This window comes from Streptomyces fagopyri (genome assembly GCF_009498275.1).
GTDB classification, from domain to species: domain Bacteria; phylum Actinomycetota; class Actinomycetes; order Streptomycetales; family Streptomycetaceae; genus Streptomyces; species Streptomyces fagopyri.
On record NZ_CP045643.1, the window covers coordinates 4,791,820 to 4,811,843 of the forward strand.

A 20,024-nucleotide genomic window follows, 5' to 3' on the forward strand; every position below is an offset into this window, starting at 1 on the left:
GCACCTTTGCACACGCGGGAGCTCGGAGCACCGGGCTGAGAGGGCGCTGACCTCCGTCTCTGCGATGTTTCACATGAAACATCGGCAGATGGAAGCCGCTGCGTCGACCGCTGAACCTGTTACCGGGTAATGCCGGCGTAGGGAGTAGGTCTCATGACCAACAAGGACGTACGCACGCCTGCCTCCGACCCGACGGACGGGCCGTCTGTCGGGTCGGAGGGCGAACAGCCCCGGGGGGCCGGGCAGTCCATCGGGTGGCACAAGGCATACGTCGGGGGTTCGCGCCCCGACCTGCGGGTGCCGGTCCGTCAGGTGCACCTCACCAACGGGCAGTCCGTCACGCTGTACGACACCTCCGGCCCGTACACCGATCCGGCCGTGGACACGGATGTGCGCAGGGGACTCGCTCCGCTGCGCGAGCACTGGATCGTCGCCCGGGGCGACACCGAGGAGTACGCGGGCCGTCCGGTCCGCCCCGAGGACGACGGGATCAAGCACACCTCGCCGCGCGGCGGCCTCCGCAACCTCGACGCGGTCTTCCCGGGTCGGCCGCGCCAGCCGCGCCGGGGCCGTCCCGGAGAGGCGGTCACCCAGCTCGGATACGCGCGCCGAGGCGAGATCACACCCGAGATGGAGTTCGTGGCGGTCCGCGAGAACGTCGGTCCCGAGGTCGTCCGCGAGGAGATCGCCGCGGGCCGGGCGGTGCTGCCCGCGAACGTCAACCACCCGGAGATCGAGCCGATGATCATCGGTAAGAGGTTCCTGGTGAAGGTCAACGCGAACATCGGCAACTCCGCGGTCACCTCCTCCATCGAGGAGGAGGTCGAGAAGATGACCTGGGCGACCCGATGGGGCGCCGACACGGTCATGGACCTGTCCACCGGCCGCAACATCCACACCACGCGGGAATGGGTCCTGCGCAACTCCCCCGTCCCCATCGGCACGGTGCCCCTCTACCAGGCGCTGGAGAAGGTCGACGGCCGCGCCGAGGAGCTGACCTGGGAGATCTACAAGGACACGGTCATCGAACAGGCCGAGCAGGGTGTGGACTACATGACGGTCCACGCGGGCGTCCGGCTGTCGTACGTACCGCTCACCGCGATCCGCAAGACCGGCATCGTCTCGCGCGGCGGCTCGATCATGGCGGCCTGGTGCCTGGCACACCACAGGGAGTCGTTCCTCTACGAGAACTTCGAGGAACTCTGCGAGATCCTCGCCGCGTACGACGTCACGTACTCGCTCGGCGACGGGCTGCGGCCCGGCTCGATCGCGGACGCCAACGACGCGGCCCAGTTCGCCGAGTTGAGGACGCTCGGGGAACTCAACACGATCGCGAAGCGTTTTCACGTACAGACGATGATCGAGGGCCCGGGACACGTCCCGATGCACAAGATCAAGGAGAACATCGACCTTCAGCAGGAGATCTGCGATGAAGCCCCGTTCTATACGCTCGGCCCGCTGACGACGGACGTCGCCCCGGCGTACGACCACATCACCTCCGGCATCGGTGCCGCGATGATCGCCTGGTGGGGCACGGCGATGCTCTGCTACGTCACGCCCAAGGAGCACCTGGGTCTGCCCGACCGGGACGACGTCAAGACCGGCGTCATCACCTACAAGATCGCCGCCCACGCGGCCGACCTCGCCAAGGGACACCCGGGCGCGCAGGACTGGGACGACGCGCTGTCCGACGCCCGCTTCGAATTCCGCTGGGAGGACCAGTTCAACCTGGCCCTCGACCCCGACACGGCACGCGAGTTCCATGACGAGACGCTGCCGGCCGAGCCCGCCAAGACGGCGCACTTCTGCTCCATGTGCGGCCCGAAGTTCTGCAGCATGAAGATCTCGCAGGACATCCGCCGTGAACACGGAAGCACGAAGGCCGAGATCGAGGAGGGCATGGCGCGGAAGTCCGAGGAGTTCGCGGCCGCGGGCAACCGGGTCTATCTGCCGCTCGCCGACTGAGGAACCGACCCGCTCTGACCGGCGCCCTTCGATGCGCACGACCGCGTATCGAACGGCGCCGGAACGGGGTTCTCTCGGCAGACTGGGCCCATGACATCGACATCCATGAGCAAGGGCGCCAACCTGCCGGTGGCCGTGGGGTCCGTACGGGCCGTGCTCGGCTGGACGGGAGGGGCCGGCGCGCCGGACGCGGACGCCTCGGCCCTGTTGCTCGGTGCGGACGGGCGGGTGCGGGACGACGGGGATTTCGTGTTCTACAACCAGCCTCGGCACGCCTCCGGTGCCGTACGCCACCTGGGGAAGCGGCGGGACGCCGGTGTCACGACGGACTCGGTCGAGGTGGAGCTGCGCTCGCTGGAACCGGAGATCGAGCGGGTCGTGCTGGGCGCCTCGGCGGACGGCGGCACCTTCGGTCAGCTGTCCGGGCTGACCCTGCGGCTGCTCGACGCCGGGACGCAGCGGGAGTTCGCACGCTTCGAGATGGAGGCCACGACGGAGACGGCGTTCCTCGGCGGCGAGCTGTACCGGCGCGCCGGGCAGTGGAAGTTCCGGGCGATCGGACAGGGGTATGCGTCCGGACTCGCGGGGCTCGCCACCGACTTCGGCATCAGCGTGGACGAGGAGCCCGCTCTCCCCACCCCGGCGGCGGTGGTGCCGCCCGCGGCCCCGCCCCCGCCCACCGCCGTACAGGCCCCTGTGGCGCCTCCGACCTCTCATGCTCCCCCGCCGCCCGCACGGCGGATTCCTCCCCCGCCCCCGACTCCGCCGACTCCGCCGGCTTCTCCGGCACCCCTGACTCCCCCAGCCGCCGCGTCGCGTCCGAGCAGGGGCGAGGAGCGGCTGCCCGTGGACATGCGCAAGCGACTATCCCTGCGCAAGGAGCAGGTGGCGGTCAGCCTGCGGAAGCACGGCGCGGAGGGCGTCACGGCGCGTGTGGTGCTGATCCTGGACGCCTCCGGCTCGATGTCCTTCCTGTACGCGAAGGGCGTCGTGGCCGATGTGGTGGAGCGGATGGCCGCCGTGGCAGCGCAGTTGGACGACGACGGCGCGATGCAGGCGTGGACGTTCGCGTCCCAGGCGGCCCGGCTGCCGGATCTGACCCTCGGGGAGCTGCCCGAGTGGCTCAAGCTCCATGTCCGGGTCGGTGAGCTGAGCCTGTTCCGGCGGAGCAGGAAGCCGCGCAAGGGGCTGCTGCCGGGGCAGGTGGACATGCGGACGGTCGGCATCCAGAACGAGGAGCAGAAGGCGATCGCCGAGGTGCGTACGTATGTCAGGGAGCATCCGGCCGCCGATCCCACCCTGGTGCTGTTCTTCTCCGACGGCGGGGTCTATCGCAACAACGAGATCGAGCGCGAACTCCGGGAAGCGGTGGAGGAGCCGATCTTCTGGCAGTTCGTGGGCCTGGGCCGGTCCAACTACGGCGTCCTGGAGCGGTTCGACACCCTGCCGGGCCGACGCGTCGACAACGTCGGCTTCTTCTCCGTGGACGACATCGGCGGCCTCCCGGACCCGGAGTTGTACGACCGGCTGCTCTCCGAGTTCCCCGCCTGGATCACGGCGGCCCGGCGGCAGGGCATCCTCTGATCCGGTTGATCTGATCTGATCTGATCTGAGCTGATCTGCCGGACCGGTGGCCCGTACGCGGGCACGCCGAACACCGATCGGGGCCCGCGCTCGGGTGGCGCGGGCCCGGTTCCTCCTGCCACTGCCTGTGTCGGACCGCAGGGGGTTACTCCGGCTGGTGCTCGGGCCCCCCGAAGTCCGGGCTCGAGAAATCCGGGCTGGAGAAGCTCGGCCGGGGACCGGCCGCGGGCCCGCCGTCGGGGCTGCTGAACCCCGGCCGGTTGTAACCGAGATGCGGCATGCGGCCGGTGGTGGGCGCCGGTGACGGACGGTCCAGTGCTACCGCGCCAGGATCGGCGAGGGCGTGCCGGAGGAACGGCATGATGCCGCGCTCCAGCAGAGCCTCCCGCCAGGCTTCCCTGGCCCGGTCGACCTCCTCGTCGAGCTCGCCGCGCGCTCCTGCCTGGAGCGAGGACGAGCCGTTGCGCAGTGCGGTCAGCAGCAGGCCGACCGCGGCGACCAATATCGCGGCCGCCGTGACCGCGCCGAAGACCCACCCGGTGGTCAGGAGGGTCTGGGCGAACGTCTGTTCCGGGTCGAGCACCTTCAGCAGGTAGCCGACGAGCAGGAAGATCACTGCCGCTGTTCCGGCGAGAACGGGAGCGAGCACCGCGATGACCGCGATGGCGCCGGCGCCGGCGGTCTCGGTGACCTCTCCCATGGTGGTGGCGAGCCCCACCGCGGCGGCGCCCGGTTCGGCGGAACCGATCTTCTCGCTGACGGCCGGGGTGGACGGCGCCGGGTGGCGCAGTTCCTCGCGGACCTTCACGTAGTGCGCGTACTCGGTCGTCGCGGCCGCCGTGATGAGCGCGGTGGCGTTGAGCGCCATGGTGCGCAGTTGCTCGGGGTTGAGCCGCCGGCCGACAGCGGCGAGTTCCGGGTGGTACGGGGCGGAGCGCAGCGCCTCATCGAGGATCCGCTCGTATTCCTGGCGGTCCTCACTCAGCAGGTGCTGCGGAACGCTGTTCATCTGCATCCCCCGATGCTCCGTAGGGCTGATGGCTCGCACGCTGACGAGCCGTTGGGCAGAAACGGAGGGGAGCCTGCTACGGATAAGCCGATGGTAGAGCGGTGACGGCACGCCGTGACAGGGGGTTTCAAGAATTTGCCCCCTGGCCGGCGTGGTCCTTCGTGGCGGACGCCTGCCCGGTGAGGGCTCAGTTACCCAGGGGCAGCTGTCGGACCAGCAGCTTTCCGGCCATGGTCACGCCACCGTCCATCGCGATGGCCAGTCCGTCGGCGTAAAGATGGGGTTCCTCGACCACGGGGCTCGGGTTGTCCTCGCCCTCCTCCGAGCCGACCTCGCCCAGCAGGTACGGAATGGGGCTGTGCCCGTGGACGACGCGGGTGCCGCCGTAGGTGTCCAGCAGGGAGAGCACGGCCTCGGTGCCCCCGTCGTCGCGGAAGGCGAAGCGCCTGGTCAGCTTCCGGAAGAGATCCCAGCACTCGTCGGCGTCGTTGCGGGTGAGGGTCTCGCGGATGGTGTCGTTGACCGCTTCGATGGAGTCGCCGTAGTCGAGATAGGCGGTGGTGTCGGAGTGCATCAGGAGGTGGCCGTCGACCTCCTCCATGGCGTCGAGGCGGGCCATCCACTGCAGGTGGTGGTCCTGGAGACGGTCCATGTCGGTCTTCTGGCCGCCGTTGAGGAGCCAGGCGGCCTGGAAGGTGGCCGTGCCCGCGCCGGAGTTCACCGGCGTGTCGCCGAACCGTCTGGCGCCGAGCAGCAGCAGCTCGTGGTTGCCCATCAGCGCCTTGCAGTAGCCGCCGACCGCGGCCGCCTCGGCGGAGAGCCGCATCACGAGGTCGATCACACCGATGCCGTCCGGGCCGCGGTCGGTGAAGTCGCCGAGGAACCAGAGGCGGGCGGTCCCGGCGGACCAGTTGCCCGCGGCGTCGAGGAGGTCCTGCTCCTGGAGCGCGGCGATCAGCTGGTCGAGGTAGCCGTGGACATCGCCGACGACGTAGAGCGGCCCCGGGCCCTCGGCCGGCTGCGGAGCCGGCCCGGTCTCGGGGTCGACGGCTACCTGAACCGTGTCACCCCGGTTGATGACGGGCAGGTCGCGCTGTGTCGGCGTGTAGCCGTCGGGCTCCTCGGCGAGTTCCTCGACCACGCCGAAAGGCTCGCCCGGAGACGTGCTCGGCACGTACGGACCGGTTTCGTGGACGTACGCGGGTACCCGAAAGTCGCGCAACGTCTCCGTCCGCAGCACCTCGGGTCCCTGACCGGCCCCCTGAGTCATCGACCCCTCCACCACCATCGCGCCGCATCTGCACCGGATCGGACTGCCTGGTCGCAGCTGCCCGCGGTGTCGTGGGCCCATCATAGGAATGCGGATCGCGCCATGTGATGACCCAGGGGTGGTGAATCGGAGCAGGAGCCCTGTTCGCCACGGTTTTCGCCCGAATTGGGCAGGGCTTTCCCAGGTGGAGGCCCCCGTGGCGCGCGCACCGGACGTCAACCCCGGCGCGCGCCGGGTTACCCCCGCGCGCCGACGCCGGGCTCGACTTCTCGCGCCGGCGCCGGACTCATCCCTGTTCGGGCGACCGGGGCGGGCTGACCGTCGTGCGGGGCGATCGCCGCTCGGAGGACGTCCGCACGATCAGTTCCGTCGGTATCACCTGCTCGACCGGCTGGTCGGAGTCGACCCCTTCGATGGCGTCGATGAGGAGCTGGACCACGGCGGTGCCGATCCGGCGCGGTTTGAGCGAGAGCGTGGTGATGGGGGGTTCGGTGCTGGCGTAGACGGTGGACTCGCTGCAGCAGACCAGCAGCAGGTCCTCGGGTACCCGCAGGCCGTAGCGCCGGGCCGCGGCCAGCAGGTCGGTGCCGTTCGGGTCGAAGAGGCCGTAGACGGCGTCGGGCCGGTCGGGCCGGGCCAGTAAGCGGTCCGCCGCGACGGCCCCCGCGCACGGATCGTGGGCGGGGTAGGCCTCGTACACCGGATCCTGTCCGACCCGCTCGCACCAGCGCAGGTAGGCGGTGGTGGAGAGGTGGGTGTAGGTGTCCGTGGAGGTGCCGGTCAGGAGGCCGATCCGGCGGGCGCCGGCGTCCGCGAGGTGGTCGAGGATGCCGAGGACCGCGGCCTCGTGGTCGTTGTCCACCCATGCGGTGACCGGGAGCGTGCCCGCCGGGCGGCCGTCGGAGACGACCGGTAAGCCCTGGCGGACCAGCTCACTGACGACCGGGTCCTGGTCGGAGGGGTCGATGACCACGGTTCCGTCCAGGGCGACGTTCGACCACACGTCGTGGCGCGACGTCGCCGGGAGGATGACCAGGGCGTAGCCCCGGGCGAGTGCGGCCGAGGTGGCGGCTCTGGCCATCTCCGCGAAGTACGCGAACTCCGTGAAGGTGAAAGGTTCATCCCCGTACGTCGTCACGGTCAGGCCGATGAGCCCTGACTTTCCGGTACGGAGGGTTCGGGCCGCGGCCGACGGGCGATATCCCAGTCGGTCGGCGACTTCGCGGACGTGGCGTCGGGTGGCGTCCGGGAGCCGGCCCTTGCCGTTGAGGGCATCGGACACGGTTGTGATGGAGACCCCCGCGGCCGCGGCCACGTCTCTGATACCCGCCCGGCCCGGTCGACCGCCTCGGCGGGTGGTCTCCGCCCGGCTCACCTGGTGCTTCCCTGCTGCTGTCATGGCGAGCCGATAGTAGGGCTCATGCGGTGGGGTAGTGCGGACGCATATGCACGCGTTGACAGGCACGTTTCTGCATGATCAAAACAGCCCAAGTGCCTTGGAAACAAAGGAAGTTAAACGATACAATGGCAGTACGTGACTTGTCGGCGCGCATGGGCCTGCCAAGTGGGCCATGTTTCGAAGAGGTCTCAACTCACCTGCACGGGTGATGCGCGCTACGGAGTGAGCCACCGGCGCATGCGGTTCTGGATGGTGCGCCCCCCCATTCGTACGCCTTCGTACGAAGATGACCACCGGGTGTGTGTGACGCTCATCGCAAACCGTGTGGTGCTCACATCGGGGCATCTCCGAGCGGTCATCGGGGCATACGGAGATGATCTCCGGGGTGTACGTGTCCGCCGTCGGCCGTGTGAGGTCTACGAGGATGTCCACAGCCCATTCGCAGCGGCGCCGAATCCTCATAAGGTGAGAAGTATTGGTAGCCGTTGGTGATCATGAACCAGCGGTGGTCGCGAGGAGGACTGCGGTGAGCGAGACGAGCCCCAAGCTGCGTGCCGAGCTGGAGGGTATCCCCACCTACAAGCCCGGCAAGCCCGCCGCGGCCGGCGCGGTGGCGTACAAGCTGTCCTCGAACGAGAACCCCTATCCGCCACTGCCCGGCGTCATCGAGAGCGTGACCGCGGCGGCGACCTCGTTCAACCGCTACCCCGACATGGCGTGCACGGGCTTGATGAACGAGTTGTCGGAACGCTTCGCGGTGCCGCTCGCGCACCTGGCCACCGGCACCGGATCGGTCGGGGTCGCCCAGCAACTGCTGCAGGCCACCAGCGGTCCCGGGGACGAGGTCATCTACGCCTGGCGGTCCTTCGAGGCGTACCCGATCATCACCCAGGTCAGCGGAGCCACCTCGGTGCGTGTGCCGCTCAGGCCGGACGAGGTCCACGACCTGGACGCCATGGCCGACGCGATCACCGACAGGACCCGGCTGATCTTCGTCTGCAACCCGAACAACCCGACCGGCACCGTGGTGCGCCGGGCCGAGCTGGAGCGGTTCCTCGACCGGGTGCCCAGTGATGTGCTGGTGGTCCTGGACGAGGCCTACCGCGAGTTCATCCGTGACGTCGAGGTGCCGGACGGTGTGGCGATCTACCGTGACCGGCCCAACGTCTGTGTGCTGCGTACCTTCTCCAAGGCGTACGGGCTGGCGGGCCTCCGGGTCGGCTTCGCGATCGCCCATGAGCCGGTGGCGGCGGCGCTGCGCAAGACGGCCGTGCCCTTCGGTGTGAGCCAGCTCGCCCAGGACGCGGCGGTCGCCTCGCTGCGTGCCGAGGACGAGCTGCTCGGCCGGGTCGGCTCGCTGGTGTGCGAGCGCGCCCGGGTGGTCGAGACGCTCCGGGAGCAGGGCTGGACGGTGCCCGAGACCCAGGCCAACTTCGTCTGGCTCAGGCTGGGGGAGCGCACCCTCGACTTCGCGGCCGTCTGTGAGCAGGCCGGAGTCGTCGTTCGGCCCTTCGCGGGTGAAGGGGTGCGCGTGACGATCGGCGAGACGGAGGCGAACGACATCTTCCTGAAGGTGACCGAGGGCTTCCACAAGAAGCACTAGTCCGTCCCGATCAAGGTCCTGACCGGCCCCCTGTCCGTGGGGAGCCGGTCGTTCCTGTTTTAGGGACCCCCCGCCTGTCCTGCCTCGAACAGCTATGCGTCATAATTGCTTGTGAATGTGAACGCGTTCACAAGCGTGTCCCGGTTGCCCCGTGATGCGTATGAAAAAAAGGGGCAAACTGCCGCTTCAGCAGGCGGCGTAAGGAGACTGACGTCGTGGATTTGGCTTTGGCGCCGGAGACCCTGGCGCGATGGCAGTTCGGCATCACCACCGTCTACCACTTCCTCTTCGTCCCTCTGACGATCTCGCTCGCCGCTCTCACGGCGATCCTGGAGACCGCCTGGGTGCGGACGGGCAAGGAGCACTACCTCAGGGCGACCAAGTTCTGGGGCAAGCTGTTCCTGATCAACATCGCCATGGGTGTCGTCACCGGCATCGTGCAGGAGTTCCAGTTCGGCATGAACTGGTCCGACTACTCGCGCTTCGTCGGTGACGTCTTCGGTGCCCCGCTCGCGTTCGAGGCACTGATCGCCTTCTTCTTCGAGTCCACCTTCATCGGGCTGTGGATCTTCGGCTGGGACAAGCTGCCCAAGAAGATCCACCTCGCCTGCATCTGGATGGTCTCCATAGGCACCGTCCTGTCGGCGTACTTCATCATGGCCGCCAACTCCTTCATGCAGCATCCGGTCGGCTACCGGCTCGTGAAGAAGGCCGACGGTTCGATGAGGGCCGAGCTCACGGACTTTCCCAAGGTGCTCTTCCAGGAGACGGCGCTCGTCAACTTCTGGCACGTGATGAGCGCCTCCATCCTGGTCGGCGGCGCCTTCATGACCGGCATCGCCGTCTTCCACCTCCGCAAGAAGCGGCACATCCGCACCATGCGGATGTCACTGCGGCTCGGTCTGGTCACCGCCCTCGTCGGCACGCTCCTCACCGTCGTCAGCGCCGACACCCTCGGCAAGGTGATGTACGAGCAGCAGCCGATGAAGATGTCCGCCGCCGAGGCGCTCTGGGACTCCCAGCAGCCCGCGCCCTTCTCGCTCTTCGCGTACGGCGATGTCGCCGAGGGCCACAACACGGTCGCCATCGAGATACCAGGGGTCCTCTCCTTCCTCGCGAAGAACGACCTCAACGCCAAGATCCCCGGCATCAACGACATCAACAAGGCCGAGCAGGAGAAGTTCGGTCCCGGCGACTACCGCCCCAACATCCCCACCGCCTACTGGGCGTACCGCTGGATGATCGGCTTCGGCGGGGTATCGATGGCCCTGTGTACGGCCGGCCTCTGGCTGACCCGGCGGAAGGTCTGGCTGGCGCCGGAACACCGCACCGGCGACGAGGAGGTGCCGAAGCTCATGCTCACCAAGAACACGGAGCTGACACCGAGGCTGGGCACCTGGTGGTGGCGGCTGTCCCAGTGGACGCTGATCTTCCCGCTCATCGGTATCTCCTGGGGCTGGATCTTCACCGAGACGGGGCGCCAGCCCTGGGTGGTCTACGGCCTGCTGAGGACCCGGGACGCGGTCTCGCCGGGCGTCTCCCAGGGTGAGGTGCTGACCTCCCTGATCGTGTTCACCCTCATCTACGCGGTCCTCGCCGTCATCGAGGTGAAGCTGATGCTCAAGTACGTCCGGCAGGGGCCGCCCGAGCTCACCGAAGCCGACCTCAACCCGCCCACCAGGATCGGCGGCGACTCCCATGACGCCGACAAGCCGATGGCCTTCTCCTACTAGGCCCAGGGAGCTGCTGAGTCATGGAACTTCACGACGTCTGGTTCGTCCTCATCGCGGTCCTCTGGACCGGCTATTTCTTCCTGGAGGGCTTCGACTTCGGGGTCGGCATCCTCACCGGGCTGCTGGCCCGCGACCGTGCCGAGAAGCGCGTCCTCATCAACACCATCGGCCCTGTCTGGGACGGTAACGAGGTGTGGCTGCTCTCGGCGGGCGGCGCGACCTTCGCCGCCTTCCCGGAGTGGTACGCCACGCTCTTCTCCGGCTTCTATCTGCCGCTGCTGCTCATCCTGGTCTGTCTGATCGTGCGCGGTGTCGCCTTCGAGTACCGCGCGAAGCGGCCCGAGGAGAGCTGGCAGCGGAACTGGGAGACGGCGATCTTCTGGACCTCGCTGATCCCCGCGTTCCTGTGGGGCGTGGCCTTCGGCAACATCGTGCACGGAGTGAAGATCGACAAGAGCTTCGAGTACGTGGGTGATCTCGGTGACCTGCTCAACCCGTACGCGATCCTCGGTGGTCTCGTCACCCTGACCCTGTTCACCTTCCACGGGACCGTGTTCGTCGGGCTCAAGACCGTGGGGGACATCCGGGAACGGGCGCGCGGGCTCTCGCTCCGGGTCGGTCTGGTCACCGCGGTGCTGGCGCTCGTCTTCCTGGTGTGGACCCAGGTGGACAACGGTGACGGGAAGTCCCTGGTCGCGATGGCCGTGGCGGTGGCCGCCCTGGTGGCCGCCCTGGTGGCGGCCAGAGCGGGCCGTGAGGGCTGGGCGTTCGCTCTGTCGGGGCTGACCATCGTGGCGGCCGTCGCGATGCTCTTCCTGACGCTCTTCCCGAACGTCATGCCGTCCTCGCTCAACGAGGACTGGAGCCTGACGGTCACGAACGCCTCGTCGAGCCCGTACACCCTGAGGATCATGACCTGGTGCGCCGGGATCGCCACGCCGATCGTCCTGCTCTACCAGGGCTGGACCTACTGGGTGTTCCGCAAGCGGATCGGCACCCATCACATCGCCGCGGATATCGCGCACTGAATCCGACGTACCGGCATGTTTCACGTGAAACGCGCCGGATGAGCCAGGGGTGTGTTTCACGTGAAACCAATCGATCCGCGTCTGCTGCGGTACGCCCGTGCCACCCGCGTCTTCCTGCTGACGGTCGTCGGCCTGGGTGCGGTCGGAGCGGTGCTGGTCATCGCCCAGGCGATGCTCATCGCCGAAGTCGTGGTCGGCGCCTTCCAGCACGGGCATGCGGCCTCGGAGCTTCGTACCCCCCTGTTTCTGCTGGTCGCGGTCGCCGTGGGCCGGGCTCTCGTCGCATGGCTGACCGAACTCGCGGCGCACCGGGCAAGCGCGGCGGTCAAGTCCGAACTGAGGGGACGGCTGCTGGAGCGGGCTGCCGCACTCGGCCCCGGGTGGCTGGGTGGACAGCGCACCGGGTCGCTGGTGGCTCTCGCCACGAGGGGAGTCGACGCGCTCGACGACTACTTCTCGCGCTACCTCCCGCAGTTGGGTCTGGCGATCGTGGTGCCCGTGGCGGTCCTCGCGCGGATCGTCACCGAGGACTGGGTGTCGGCGGCGATCATTGTCGTCACCCTGCCCCTCATCCCTCTCTTCATGGCCCTCATCGGATGGGCCACGAGGTCCCGGATGGACCGCCAGTGGCGTCTGCTGTCACGGCTTTCGGGACACTTCCTGGACGTGGTCGCCGGACTGCCCACCCTCAAGGTCTTCGGCAGGGCCAAGGCCCAGGCCGAGTCGATCCGGCGGATCACCGGCGAGTACCGCCAGGCGACCATGCGGACCCTCCAGATCGCCTTCCTGTCCTCCTTCGCCCTGGAACTGCTCGCCACGATCTCGGTCGCGCTGGTCGCCGTGACCATCGGGATGCGGCTCGTCCACGGTGACATGGATCTGTACGTGGGGATCGTCATCCTCGTCCTCGCGCCCGAGGCCTACCTGCCGATGCGCCAAGTGGGGGCGCAGTACCACGCCGCCGCCGAGGGGGTCGCCGCGGCCGAGGAGATCTTCTCGGTGCTGGAGACCCCGTTGCCGGCGGGTGGTGCACTTCCCGTGCCGGAAGGCGGGATCAGCTTCGACGCGGTGACGGTCCGCTACCCGGGGCGCTCCGGGGCCGCGGTCTCCGACGTCTCCTTCGAGGTCGCGCGGGGTGAGACGGTGGCACTCGTCGGACCGAGCGGCGTGGGCAAGTCGACCCTGCTGAACGTCCTGCTGGGGTTCGTGGAACCCACCGAGGGCCGGGTACGGGTCGGGGGAGCCGATCTCGCCGGAAGCGACGTGGCGGAGTGGCGCTCACGGGTGGCCTGGGTGCCGCAGCGGCCGCACCTCTTCGCGGGCTCGATCGCGGAGAACGTACGGCTGGCACGGCCCGACGCCGACGACACGGCGGTACGGCGGGCGCTCGCCGACGCCGGGGCGCTGGAGTTCGTGGACGCCCTGCCCGACGGAGTCCGCACGGTGCTCGGCGAGGACGGCGGCGGCCTCTCCGCCGGGCAACGCCAACGCCTGGCCCTGGCCCGGGCGTTCCTCGCGGACCGGCCGGTGCTGCTCCTCGACGAACCGACGGCCTCGCTCGACGGCACGACGGAGGCGGACGTCGTGGCGGCGGTGCGCAGGCTTGCCGTCGGACGGACGGTCCTGCTGGTCGTGCACCGGCCCGCGCTGCTCGGAGTGGCGGACCGCGTGGTGCGACTGGAACCCGGGGGATCCGCAACGGCGTCCCGCCCGGTGCACGACGAGACCACGACGGGACGCCGGCCGGTCGAGCCGGAGGGGGTGCCCGCCGTCGACGCGGAGGAGTTCCCGGTGGGCGCCCGGGGGCGCGGCGAGGTCCTGGCCCGGATCCGCGCCATGGCCGGTCCCCGCAGCGGCCGCTTCACACTCGCGCTCCTGCTCGGCAGTCTCGCCCTCGCCAGCGCAGTGGGCTTGATGGCCACCTCGGGATGGCTCATCTCGCGGGCGTCCCAGCATCCGCCGGTCATGTATCTGATGCTGGCGGTGACGGCCACGCGGGCCTTCGGGATCGGCCGTGCCGTCTTCCGCTACGCCGAGCGGCTCGTGTCGCACGACGCGGTGCTGCGGATGCTGGCTGACACCCGCGTCGCCGTCTACCGGCGTCTGGAACGTCTCGCGCCGGCGGGGCTGCGCACGACCCGGCGCGGCGACCTGCTCTCGCGGCTCGTCGCCGACGTGGACACGCTGCAGGACTACTGGCTGCGGTGGCTGCTGCCCGCCGGCGCGGCGGCCCTGGTGTCCACCGCATCCGTCGGCTTCACCGCCTGGCTGCTGCCCGAGGCCGGGGCCGCCCTCGCCGCCGGGCTGCTGGCGGCCGGGGTCGGCGTGCCGTTCGTGACCGGGGCCGTCGCGCGTCGCGCGCAGCGGCGGCTGGCCCCCGCCCGCGGCGACCTGGCGACCCGTGTCACCGATCTCCTCACGGGCACGGCCGAACTGACGGTCGCGGGCGCGCTGGCCACCCGTACCGCCGAGGCCCGGCGGGCCGACTCCGTACTGACCCGCATCGCCTCACGGTCCGCCACCGCTGCCGCGCTCGGCGACGGGCTCACCGCACTGGCGACCGGCCTGACGGTCACCGCGACCGCCCTCCTGGGAGCCCAGGCGGTCGCGAGCGGAAGGCTGAGCGGCGTGGCGATGGCCGTGCTCGTGCTCACCCCGCTGGCCGCGTTCGAGGCCGTCATGGGGCTGCCGCTCGCCGTCCAGCACCGGCAGCGGGTGCGGGAGAGCGCGGGACGCGTGTACGAGATCCTGGACGCCCCCGATCCCGTACGCGAACCGGAGCAGCCGTCTCCCGCGCCCGTTTCGCCCTTCCCGCTACGGGTGCGCGGGCTCGCCGCCCGTCACCCCGGCCAGAACCGTGACGCGCTCGCAGGCCTCGACCTGACCCTCGAACAGGGCCGCAGGATCGCCGTCGTGGGCCCTTCCGGCTCCGGCAAGACCACGCTGGCACAGGTGCTGCTGCGCTTCCTGGACGCGGACGCGGGGACGTACACGCTGGACGGCACCGACGCGTACGGCATGGACGGGGACGACGTGCGCTCTCTGGTCGGACTCTGCGCCCAGGACGCGCACCTCTTCGACAGCAGCATGCGGGAGAACCTGCTGCTGGCCAGGAAGGACGCCACGGAGGCCGAGCTGCGGGACGCACTCGCCCGAGCCCGGCTCCTGGAGTGGACGGACGATCTGCCCGACGGACTCGACACGCTGATCGGCGAACACGGGGCGCGGCTGTCCGGCGGTCAGCGTCAGCGGCTCGCGCTGGCCCGGGCGCTGCTAGCGGACTTCCCCGTCCTCGTCCTGGACGAGCCCGCGGAGCATCTGGACCTGCCGACGGCCGACGCGCTCACCGCGGACCTGCTGGCCGCGACGGAGGGCCGTACGACGTTGCTGATCACCCACCGCCTGGCCGGACTGGAAGCGGTGGACGAGGTGATCGTGCTGGCGCGCGGCGGGGTGGCGCAGCGCGGCGCGTACGCCGAGTTGTCCGTGGTGGAGGGTCCGCTGCGGGAGATGGTGGGGCGGGAGGCGGCGGGGGATCTGCTCGCCGGAGCTGTGGCGAGCCCGTCCGGGGCAGGCTCCGGGCCGGGAGCCGTGCGTGAAGCCGTCGGGACCGTATCCGACTTTCGGTAGCAAAAGGTACTCATTACGCTCAAGGCATGTCAGTGGCCTCCGAGGCTTCCGCCTCGCCCGACCCGGACGGCGGTCCGGACGTAGCGCGTCTCCTGGACGCGATGCGGGCGGTCGGGGCGGAACTGGAACTGCACGCGGCGCTGGACCGGATCTGCGAGACCTCGGCAGCGCTGACGGACGCGCGCTATGCGGCGATCGGGGTCGTCGAGGAGGACGGCGAGGGGCTCGTGGACTTCGCGTACCACGGGATCGACGAGGAGACCGCCCGGCGGATCGGGCGCTTGCCCGACGGGCACAGAGGGCTGCTCGGGGCGCTCATCCACGATCCGGGAACGGTACGGCTCACGGACCTGGACGAGGACGGGCGCTCGTGCGGGTTCCCCGAACACCATCCGCCGATGCGCAGTTTCCTCGGGGTTCCGATCTGTGTGCAGGGTGAGATCTTCGGGAACCTCTACCTGGCCGAGAAGCGCGACGGCGGACCGTTCCGCGACAACGATCTCGACATGGTCCGTGTGCTGGCCGCGGAGGCGGGCATCGCGATCGGCAACGCCCGGCTCTACGAGGCGGCCCAGCAGCGCGAGCGCTGGATCGACGGCTCGGTGGCCGTCACCACGGCGCTGCTGGCGGGCGGTGACGCCGAGGACGCGCTCCAGGTCGTCGCGGAACAGGCGCGCCGGCTCTCCCGCGCGGCGGCCGGGATCGTGCTGCTGCCCGCGGACGAGGGCGGCCTGGAGATCACCGCGGTCGCCAAGGACCGGCCGTCCCAGGCGCTGGGTGTGGTCATTCCTCCGGAGAGCGAGCTGGTCGCCGAACTCCTCGGCGGGAAGGCCGTGTTCCTCGACGACGCGGCCACCGACCCGCGCGTTCTCACCGATTTCGGCCGTGAGTACGGTCCGATGATGATGCTCCCCCTGCAGAGCGAAAGCGGCCTGCTGGGGGCCCTCGTGACTCCCCGGGAAAGGGGTGCCCGCGCGTTCACCGAGGCCGAGCACGCCCTGGCCGCGCATTTCGCCTCGCAGGCGGCGCTCGCGCTGATGATGGCCGAGGCGCAGCGCGACCGGGAGCGGCTCGCGGTCTACGAGGACCGCGATCGGATCGCCCGCGACCTGCACGATCTCGTCATCCAACGGCTGTTCGCGACCGGGATGATGCTGGAGAGCGCCCAGCGGTGCTCGGGCGTGCCCGAGGTGCGGGAGGGCGTCGGCAAGGCGGTCGACGAGCTCGACGTCACCATCCAGGAGATCCGCACCGCCATCTTCGCGCTCCAGCAGGGGCCCGCCGAGGCGCCGTCCGGACTGCGCACCCGCGTACTGCGCGAGATCAACATGGCCGCGGTGCCGCTCGGTTTCAAGCCCGTTCACCACTTCGTCGGGCCGGTCGACACGGCCGTCGACGAACTGACCGGCAAGAACCTCATCGCGGCTCTGCGCGAGGCCCTCTCCAACGCCTTCCGGCATTCCGGGGCCTCCCGCATCGACGTCGCCGTCGACGCGACCGTCACACTGCGGGACGGACGGGGCGGGGTACGGCTGAGTGTCGCGGACGACGGTGTCGGCATCCCCGACAGCGGTCGGCGCAGCGGTCTGACGAATCTCAAGCGGCGGGCCGAGGCGCTGGGCGGGGACAGTTGGTACGGGCCGGGGCTCGGCGAGGACGGCGGCGGTACGACGGTGGTGTGGCAGGCGCCGCACGGGCCGCGGACCGGCTCGCCGTAGGAGCGACGGCCGTTCGGGGGTGCGCGGCCGGCGGGTGGTGCGGGTGTCGTGCGGAGGCGCCTGCGGCATCGAGGTCGTGGTGGAGCACGCGGACGACCACCGCAGGCGGTATGGAGCACGCGGACGGCCACCGCACGCGGTACGCGCGCCTCAGGGAGGTCACCGTCGGGCGGGAAGGCGGGCCGCGGGCGGAGACCGGATGGTCGGGCACGACCGGTGACTCGACCGGACCGCATCCGCGCTTCGGGGGGACCACCCCCGTGACCGGGTCCGGCCGGCGGACCCCGTGCCGTGGCAGGCCCGGCACGGGGTCGCGGTCCGGAAGACCGTGATGCCAGCTCGAATCGTTTCTGCGACTCGGTGCTACGGCCGGTCGGCGATGATCCGCTCGATGACGACCGCCACGCCGTCCTCGTTGTTGGCGACCGTACGGCCGGAGGCCGCGGCGATCACGTCGGGGTGGGCGTTGCCCATCGCGTACGAGGTGCCGGCCCAGGTGAGCATCTCGACGTCGTTCGGCATGTCCCCGAAGGCGACGACCTCCTCCGGCGCGATACCGCGTTCGGCGCAGCACAGTGCGAGGGTGCTGGCCTTGGAGACGCCGGGTCCGCTGATCTCCAGCAGCGCGCTGGGGCTGGAGCGGGTGACGGTGGCACGGTCGCCGATGGCACGGCGCGCCACGGTGAGGAAGGCGTCGGGGTCGAGCTCGTGGTGGAAGGCGAGGATCTTGAGCACCGGTTCACCGGCGCCGGGAGCGTCCGGTGCCAGCAGTTTCTCGGCGGGCCCGAGGGCGTCCGGCAGTTCCAGGTGCATCTTGGGGTACGCGGGCTCCTGGTAGAAGCCGTACGTCTGCTCCACGGCGAACACCGTGCCCGGGGCGGCGTCCCGCACCAGCCGTACGGCGTCGAGCGCGTTCTCCCGTGCGAGTTCCCGCACCTTGACGAACCGGTGGGCACCGGGGCCGCCGTGCAGGTCGACCACGGCGGCGCCGTTGCCGCAGATCGCCAGGCCGTGTCCGTGCACGTGGTCGCTGACGACGTCCATCCAGCGGGCCGGGCGGCCGGTGACGAAGAAGACCTCGATGCCGGCCTCCTCGGCGGCGGCGAGGGCCGCGACCGTGCGTTCGGACACCGACTTGTCGTCGCGCAGCAGGGTGCCGTCGAGGTCGGTGGCGATCAGGCGGGGCGTGGCGATGGGGCCACCTCCTTGTTCGAGCGCGGTCGAGAGCGTGCGGGAGGCGCGGGGGGCCGGAGGCTCGGGCTGTCGAGTCGCTGAGGTCACCGCGCCATTCTGGCGCATATGCCCGCACGGGCGTGCGGGGGACCGCACAGGTGAGTGGTTACCGGTCCCACCGGTACCGTCACGTTCCGGAGCGGCGGCGCTCAGCGCAGCTGCGCCGGGGCCTCCATGGCGATGCGTTCGAAGACCTTCTCGTCGGCCGCGAAGTCCGAGTCGGGAATGGGCCAGTGGATCACGATGTCGGTGATGCCCAGCTCGGCGTGGCGGCCCGCGAAGTCGACGAACGCGTCGAGGGACTCCAGCGGACGGCCGCGGTCGGGGGTGAAGCCGGTGAGCAGGATCTTGTCGAGCTCGGCCGCGTCACGGCCGATCTCGGCGCAGGCGTCGGCGAGCTTCCCGGCCTGTCCACGAATGGCTTGAACCGACTGTTCGGGGGTCCCCGTTTCGTACAGCTTCGGGTCCCCGGTGGTCACCCAGGCCTGGCCGTGCCGGGCGGCGAGCCTCAGCCCGCGCGGACCGGTGGCGGCCACCGCGAAGGGCAGCCGGGGGCGCTGGGCGCAGCCGGGGATGTTGCGGGCCTCGTGCGCGGAGTAGAAGGTGCCCTCGGACGTGACGGAGTCCTCGGTGAGGAGGCGGTCGAGCAGCGGTACGAACTCGGCGAGGCGGTCGGCGCGCTCGCGCGGGGTCCAGGGGTCCTGGCCGAGCGCCGTGGCGTCGAAGCCGGTGCCGCCCGCGCCGATGCCCAGGGTGACCCGTCCCGCGGAGATGTCGTCGAGGGAGATCAGTTCCTTGGCCAGGGTGACGGGGTGCCGGAAGTTCGGCGAGGTCACGAGTGTGCCCAGCCGGAGGCGGTCGGTGACGGCGGCCGCGGCGGTGAGCGTCGGCACGGCTCCGAACCAGGGGCCGTCCCGGAAGGTCCGCCAGGAGAGGTGGTCGTAGGTGAACGCCGTGTGGAAGCCCAACTGCTCCGCGCGCTGCCAGGCGGAACGTCCGCCCTCGTGCCAGCGGAGGTACGGCAGGATCACGGTGCTCAGACGCAGACTCATGCATCGAGCGTAAGCGAGCCGCGGAGTGGTGGCGGCCATCGCGTGATCACTCCGCGGGGGCCCCGGTCGGTGCGGGCCGTCGGTGCGGGCCTTCAGCGCGAGTCTTGGGCGCGGGTCTTCAGCGCGGCCTTGGGCGCGGGCCCTCAGTGCGGGCCGGGGAACCGCAGATACGCCGGGGGCACGGCCTCGGTGAGCCACACCCCGTTCGCGCTGACCCGGAAGACATGGCCGTCGCGGTGCATGGCGCCGGCGTCCACGCCGAGCACCACCGGGCGCCCGCGGCGGGCGCCGACACGGGTGGCGGTCTCGCGGTCCGGGGACAGATGGACGTCGTGCCGGTTCATGGGCCGCAGGCCCTCGGCGCGGATCGCGTCCAGGTGGGGTGCCACGGTCCCGTGGTAGAGGTGCGCCGGCGGGGTCGCGGGCGGCAGACCGAGGTCGACCTCGACGGAGTGGCCCTGGCTGGCGCGAATGCGTGTGCCCTCCACGGCGAAGCGCCGTTTGTCGTTCGTGGCCACCACGTGGTCGAGCTCCGCGCGCGTGAACCGGAACCCGTGCGACGCGGCCGCCGTGATCAACGTGTCGATCTCGACCCAGCCTCCCTCGCCCAGGGTGAGTCCGATCCGTTCGGGCTGGTGCCGCAGATGCTTCGAGAGGTACTTCGACACCTTCACGGTACGTCTTTCATCCATTCCTACCTTCATCTCTTCGTTCATCGGACCAGGGTGCCCGACGAGATGCTGATCACGCATTTGATTTTGGTTCGGAGGTTTGATCCACAGCCAAGTGCAGTTATCCAC

Annotated in this window: 13 protein-coding genes; 7 read left to right on the forward strand and 6 right to left on the reverse strand. The window is 70.1% G+C overall.

Features of this window, described 5'->3' with window-relative positions:
* Window positions 1–153: 153 nt before the first annotated feature.
* Together thiC and GFH48_RS20615 are read left to right on the forward strand one after the other, a co-directional pair.
* A complete protein-coding gene (gene thiC / locus GFH48_RS20610) occupies window positions 154–1,965 on the forward strand; it encodes a phosphomethylpyrimidine synthase ThiC (RefSeq protein ID WP_153289664.1) in 1,812 nt (603 codons plus the stop codon).
* Window positions 1,966–2,055: 90 nt separating this feature from the next.
* A complete protein-coding gene (locus tag GFH48_RS20615; RefSeq protein WP_153289665.1) occupies window positions 2,056–3,549 on the forward strand; it encodes a VWA domain-containing protein in 1,494 nt (497 codons plus the stop codon).
* 145 nt (window positions 3,550–3,694) lie between these two features.
* Here the strand turns inward: GFH48_RS20615 and GFH48_RS20620 are convergent, their stop codons facing one another.
* From GFH48_RS20620 to GFH48_RS20630, 3 genes are all read right to left on the reverse strand, one after another.
* Window positions 3,695–4,564, reverse strand: coding sequence for a hypothetical protein (locus GFH48_RS20620; RefSeq protein WP_153289666.1), 870 nt, complete (start codon window positions 4,562–4,564; stop codon window positions 3,695–3,697).
* 181 nt (window positions 4,565–4,745) lie between these two features.
* Window positions 4,746–5,828, reverse strand: a complete 1,083-nt coding sequence (locus GFH48_RS20625) for a metallophosphoesterase (RefSeq protein WP_153289667.1) — start codon at window positions 5,826–5,828, stop codon at window positions 4,746–4,748.
* A gap of 286 nt (window positions 5,829–6,114) precedes the next feature.
* Window positions 6,115–7,227, reverse strand: coding sequence for a LacI family DNA-binding transcriptional regulator (locus GFH48_RS20630; protein ID WP_153289668.1), 1,113 nt, complete (start codon window positions 7,225–7,227; stop codon window positions 6,115–6,117).
* A gap of 526 nt (window positions 7,228–7,753) precedes the next feature.
* On the opposite strand from GFH48_RS20630, the gene hisC reads away from it, so the two are divergent.
* From hisC to GFH48_RS20655, 5 genes are all read left to right on the forward strand, one after another.
* Window positions 7,754–8,830 (forward strand): histidinol-phosphate transaminase, encoded by a 1,077-nt coding sequence (hisC, locus tag GFH48_RS20635; protein WP_153289669.1) that lies wholly within the window; start codon window positions 7,754–7,756, stop codon window positions 8,828–8,830.
* A 215-nt stretch (window positions 8,831–9,045) separates the two neighbouring features.
* Window positions 9,046–10,563 (forward strand): cytochrome ubiquinol oxidase subunit I, encoded by a 1,518-nt coding sequence (locus GFH48_RS20640; protein WP_153289670.1) that lies wholly within the window; start codon window positions 9,046–9,048, stop codon window positions 10,561–10,563.
* Between the two features lie 20 nt (window positions 10,564–10,583).
* Window positions 10,584–11,591, forward strand: a complete 1,008-nt coding sequence (gene cydB / locus GFH48_RS20645; protein ID WP_153289671.1) for a cytochrome d ubiquinol oxidase subunit II — start codon at window positions 10,584–10,586, stop codon at window positions 11,589–11,591.
* A 60-nt stretch (window positions 11,592–11,651) separates the two neighbouring features.
* Window positions 11,652–15,221: a thiol reductant ABC exporter subunit CydD gene (gene cydD / locus GFH48_RS20650; protein WP_153289672.1), complete on the forward strand. Its 3,570-nt coding sequence runs from the start codon at window positions 11,652–11,654 to the stop codon at window positions 15,219–15,221.
* Window positions 15,222–15,247: 26 nt separating this feature from the next.
* Window positions 15,248–16,939, forward strand: coding sequence for a sensor histidine kinase (locus GFH48_RS20655; RefSeq protein WP_153289673.1), 1,692 nt, complete (start codon window positions 15,248–15,250; stop codon window positions 16,937–16,939).
* Between the two features lie 363 nt (window positions 16,940–17,302).
* Here the strand turns inward: GFH48_RS20655 and GFH48_RS20660 are convergent, their stop codons facing one another.
* The 3 genes from GFH48_RS20660 to GFH48_RS20670 all read right to left on the reverse strand — a co-directional run bounded on the left by GFH48_RS20660 (window position 17,303) and on the right by GFH48_RS20670 (window position 19,916).
* The gene (locus GFH48_RS20660) at window positions 17,303–18,220 is read right to left on the reverse strand and encodes a Cof-type HAD-IIB family hydrolase (protein WP_403244410.1); all 918 of its coding nucleotides are present in this window, start codon (window positions 18,218–18,220) and stop codon (window positions 17,303–17,305) included.
* Between the two features lie 101 nt (window positions 18,221–18,321).
* Complete coding sequence (locus GFH48_RS20665) at window positions 18,322–19,224, reverse strand: LLM class flavin-dependent oxidoreductase (RefSeq protein ID WP_153289675.1); 903 nt, start codon at window positions 19,222–19,224, stop codon at window positions 18,322–18,324.
* A gap of 143 nt (window positions 19,225–19,367) precedes the next feature.
* Window positions 19,368–19,916 carry an RNA 2'-phosphotransferase gene (locus GFH48_RS20670; RefSeq protein ID WP_153289676.1) on the reverse strand — a complete coding sequence of 183 codons (549 nt, stop codon included), beginning with the start codon at window positions 19,914–19,916 and terminating at the stop codon, window positions 19,368–19,370.
* Between the last annotated feature and the right edge of the window lie 108 nt (window positions 19,917–20,024).

Bases quoted from the DNA above. Each gene is read 5' to 3' on its own strand.
- GFH48_RS20670 (WP_153289676.1), bottom strand. From the start codon at position 19,916: ATGGATGAAAGACGTACCGTGAAGGTGTCGAAGTACCTCTCGAAGCAT.
- GFH48_RS20615 (WP_153289665.1), top strand. From the start codon at position 2,056: ATGACATCGACATCCATGAGCAAGGGCGCCAACCTGCCGGTGGCCGTG.
- GFH48_RS20620 (WP_153289666.1), bottom strand. From the start codon at position 4,564: ATGCAGATGAACAGCGTTCCGCAGCACCTGCTGAGTGAGGACCGCCAG.
- GFH48_RS20625 (WP_153289667.1), bottom strand. From the start codon at position 5,828: ATGACTCAGGGGGCCGGTCAGGGACCCGAGGTGCTGCGGACGGAGACG.
- thiC (WP_153289664.1), top strand. From the start codon at position 154: ATGACCAACAAGGACGTACGCACGCCTGCCTCCGACCCGACGGACGGG.
- cydB (WP_153289671.1), top strand. From the start codon at position 10,584: ATGGAACTTCACGACGTCTGGTTCGTCCTCATCGCGGTCCTCTGGACC.
- GFH48_RS20665 (WP_153289675.1), bottom strand. From the start codon at position 19,224: ATGAGTCTGCGTCTGAGCACCGTGATCCTGCCGTACCTCCGCTGGCAC.
- GFH48_RS20630 (WP_153289668.1), bottom strand. From the start codon at position 7,227: ATGACAGCAGCAGGGAAGCACCAGGTGAGCCGGGCGGAGACCACCCGC.
- GFH48_RS20655 (WP_153289673.1), top strand. From the start codon at position 15,248: ATGTCAGTGGCCTCCGAGGCTTCCGCCTCGCCCGACCCGGACGGCGGT.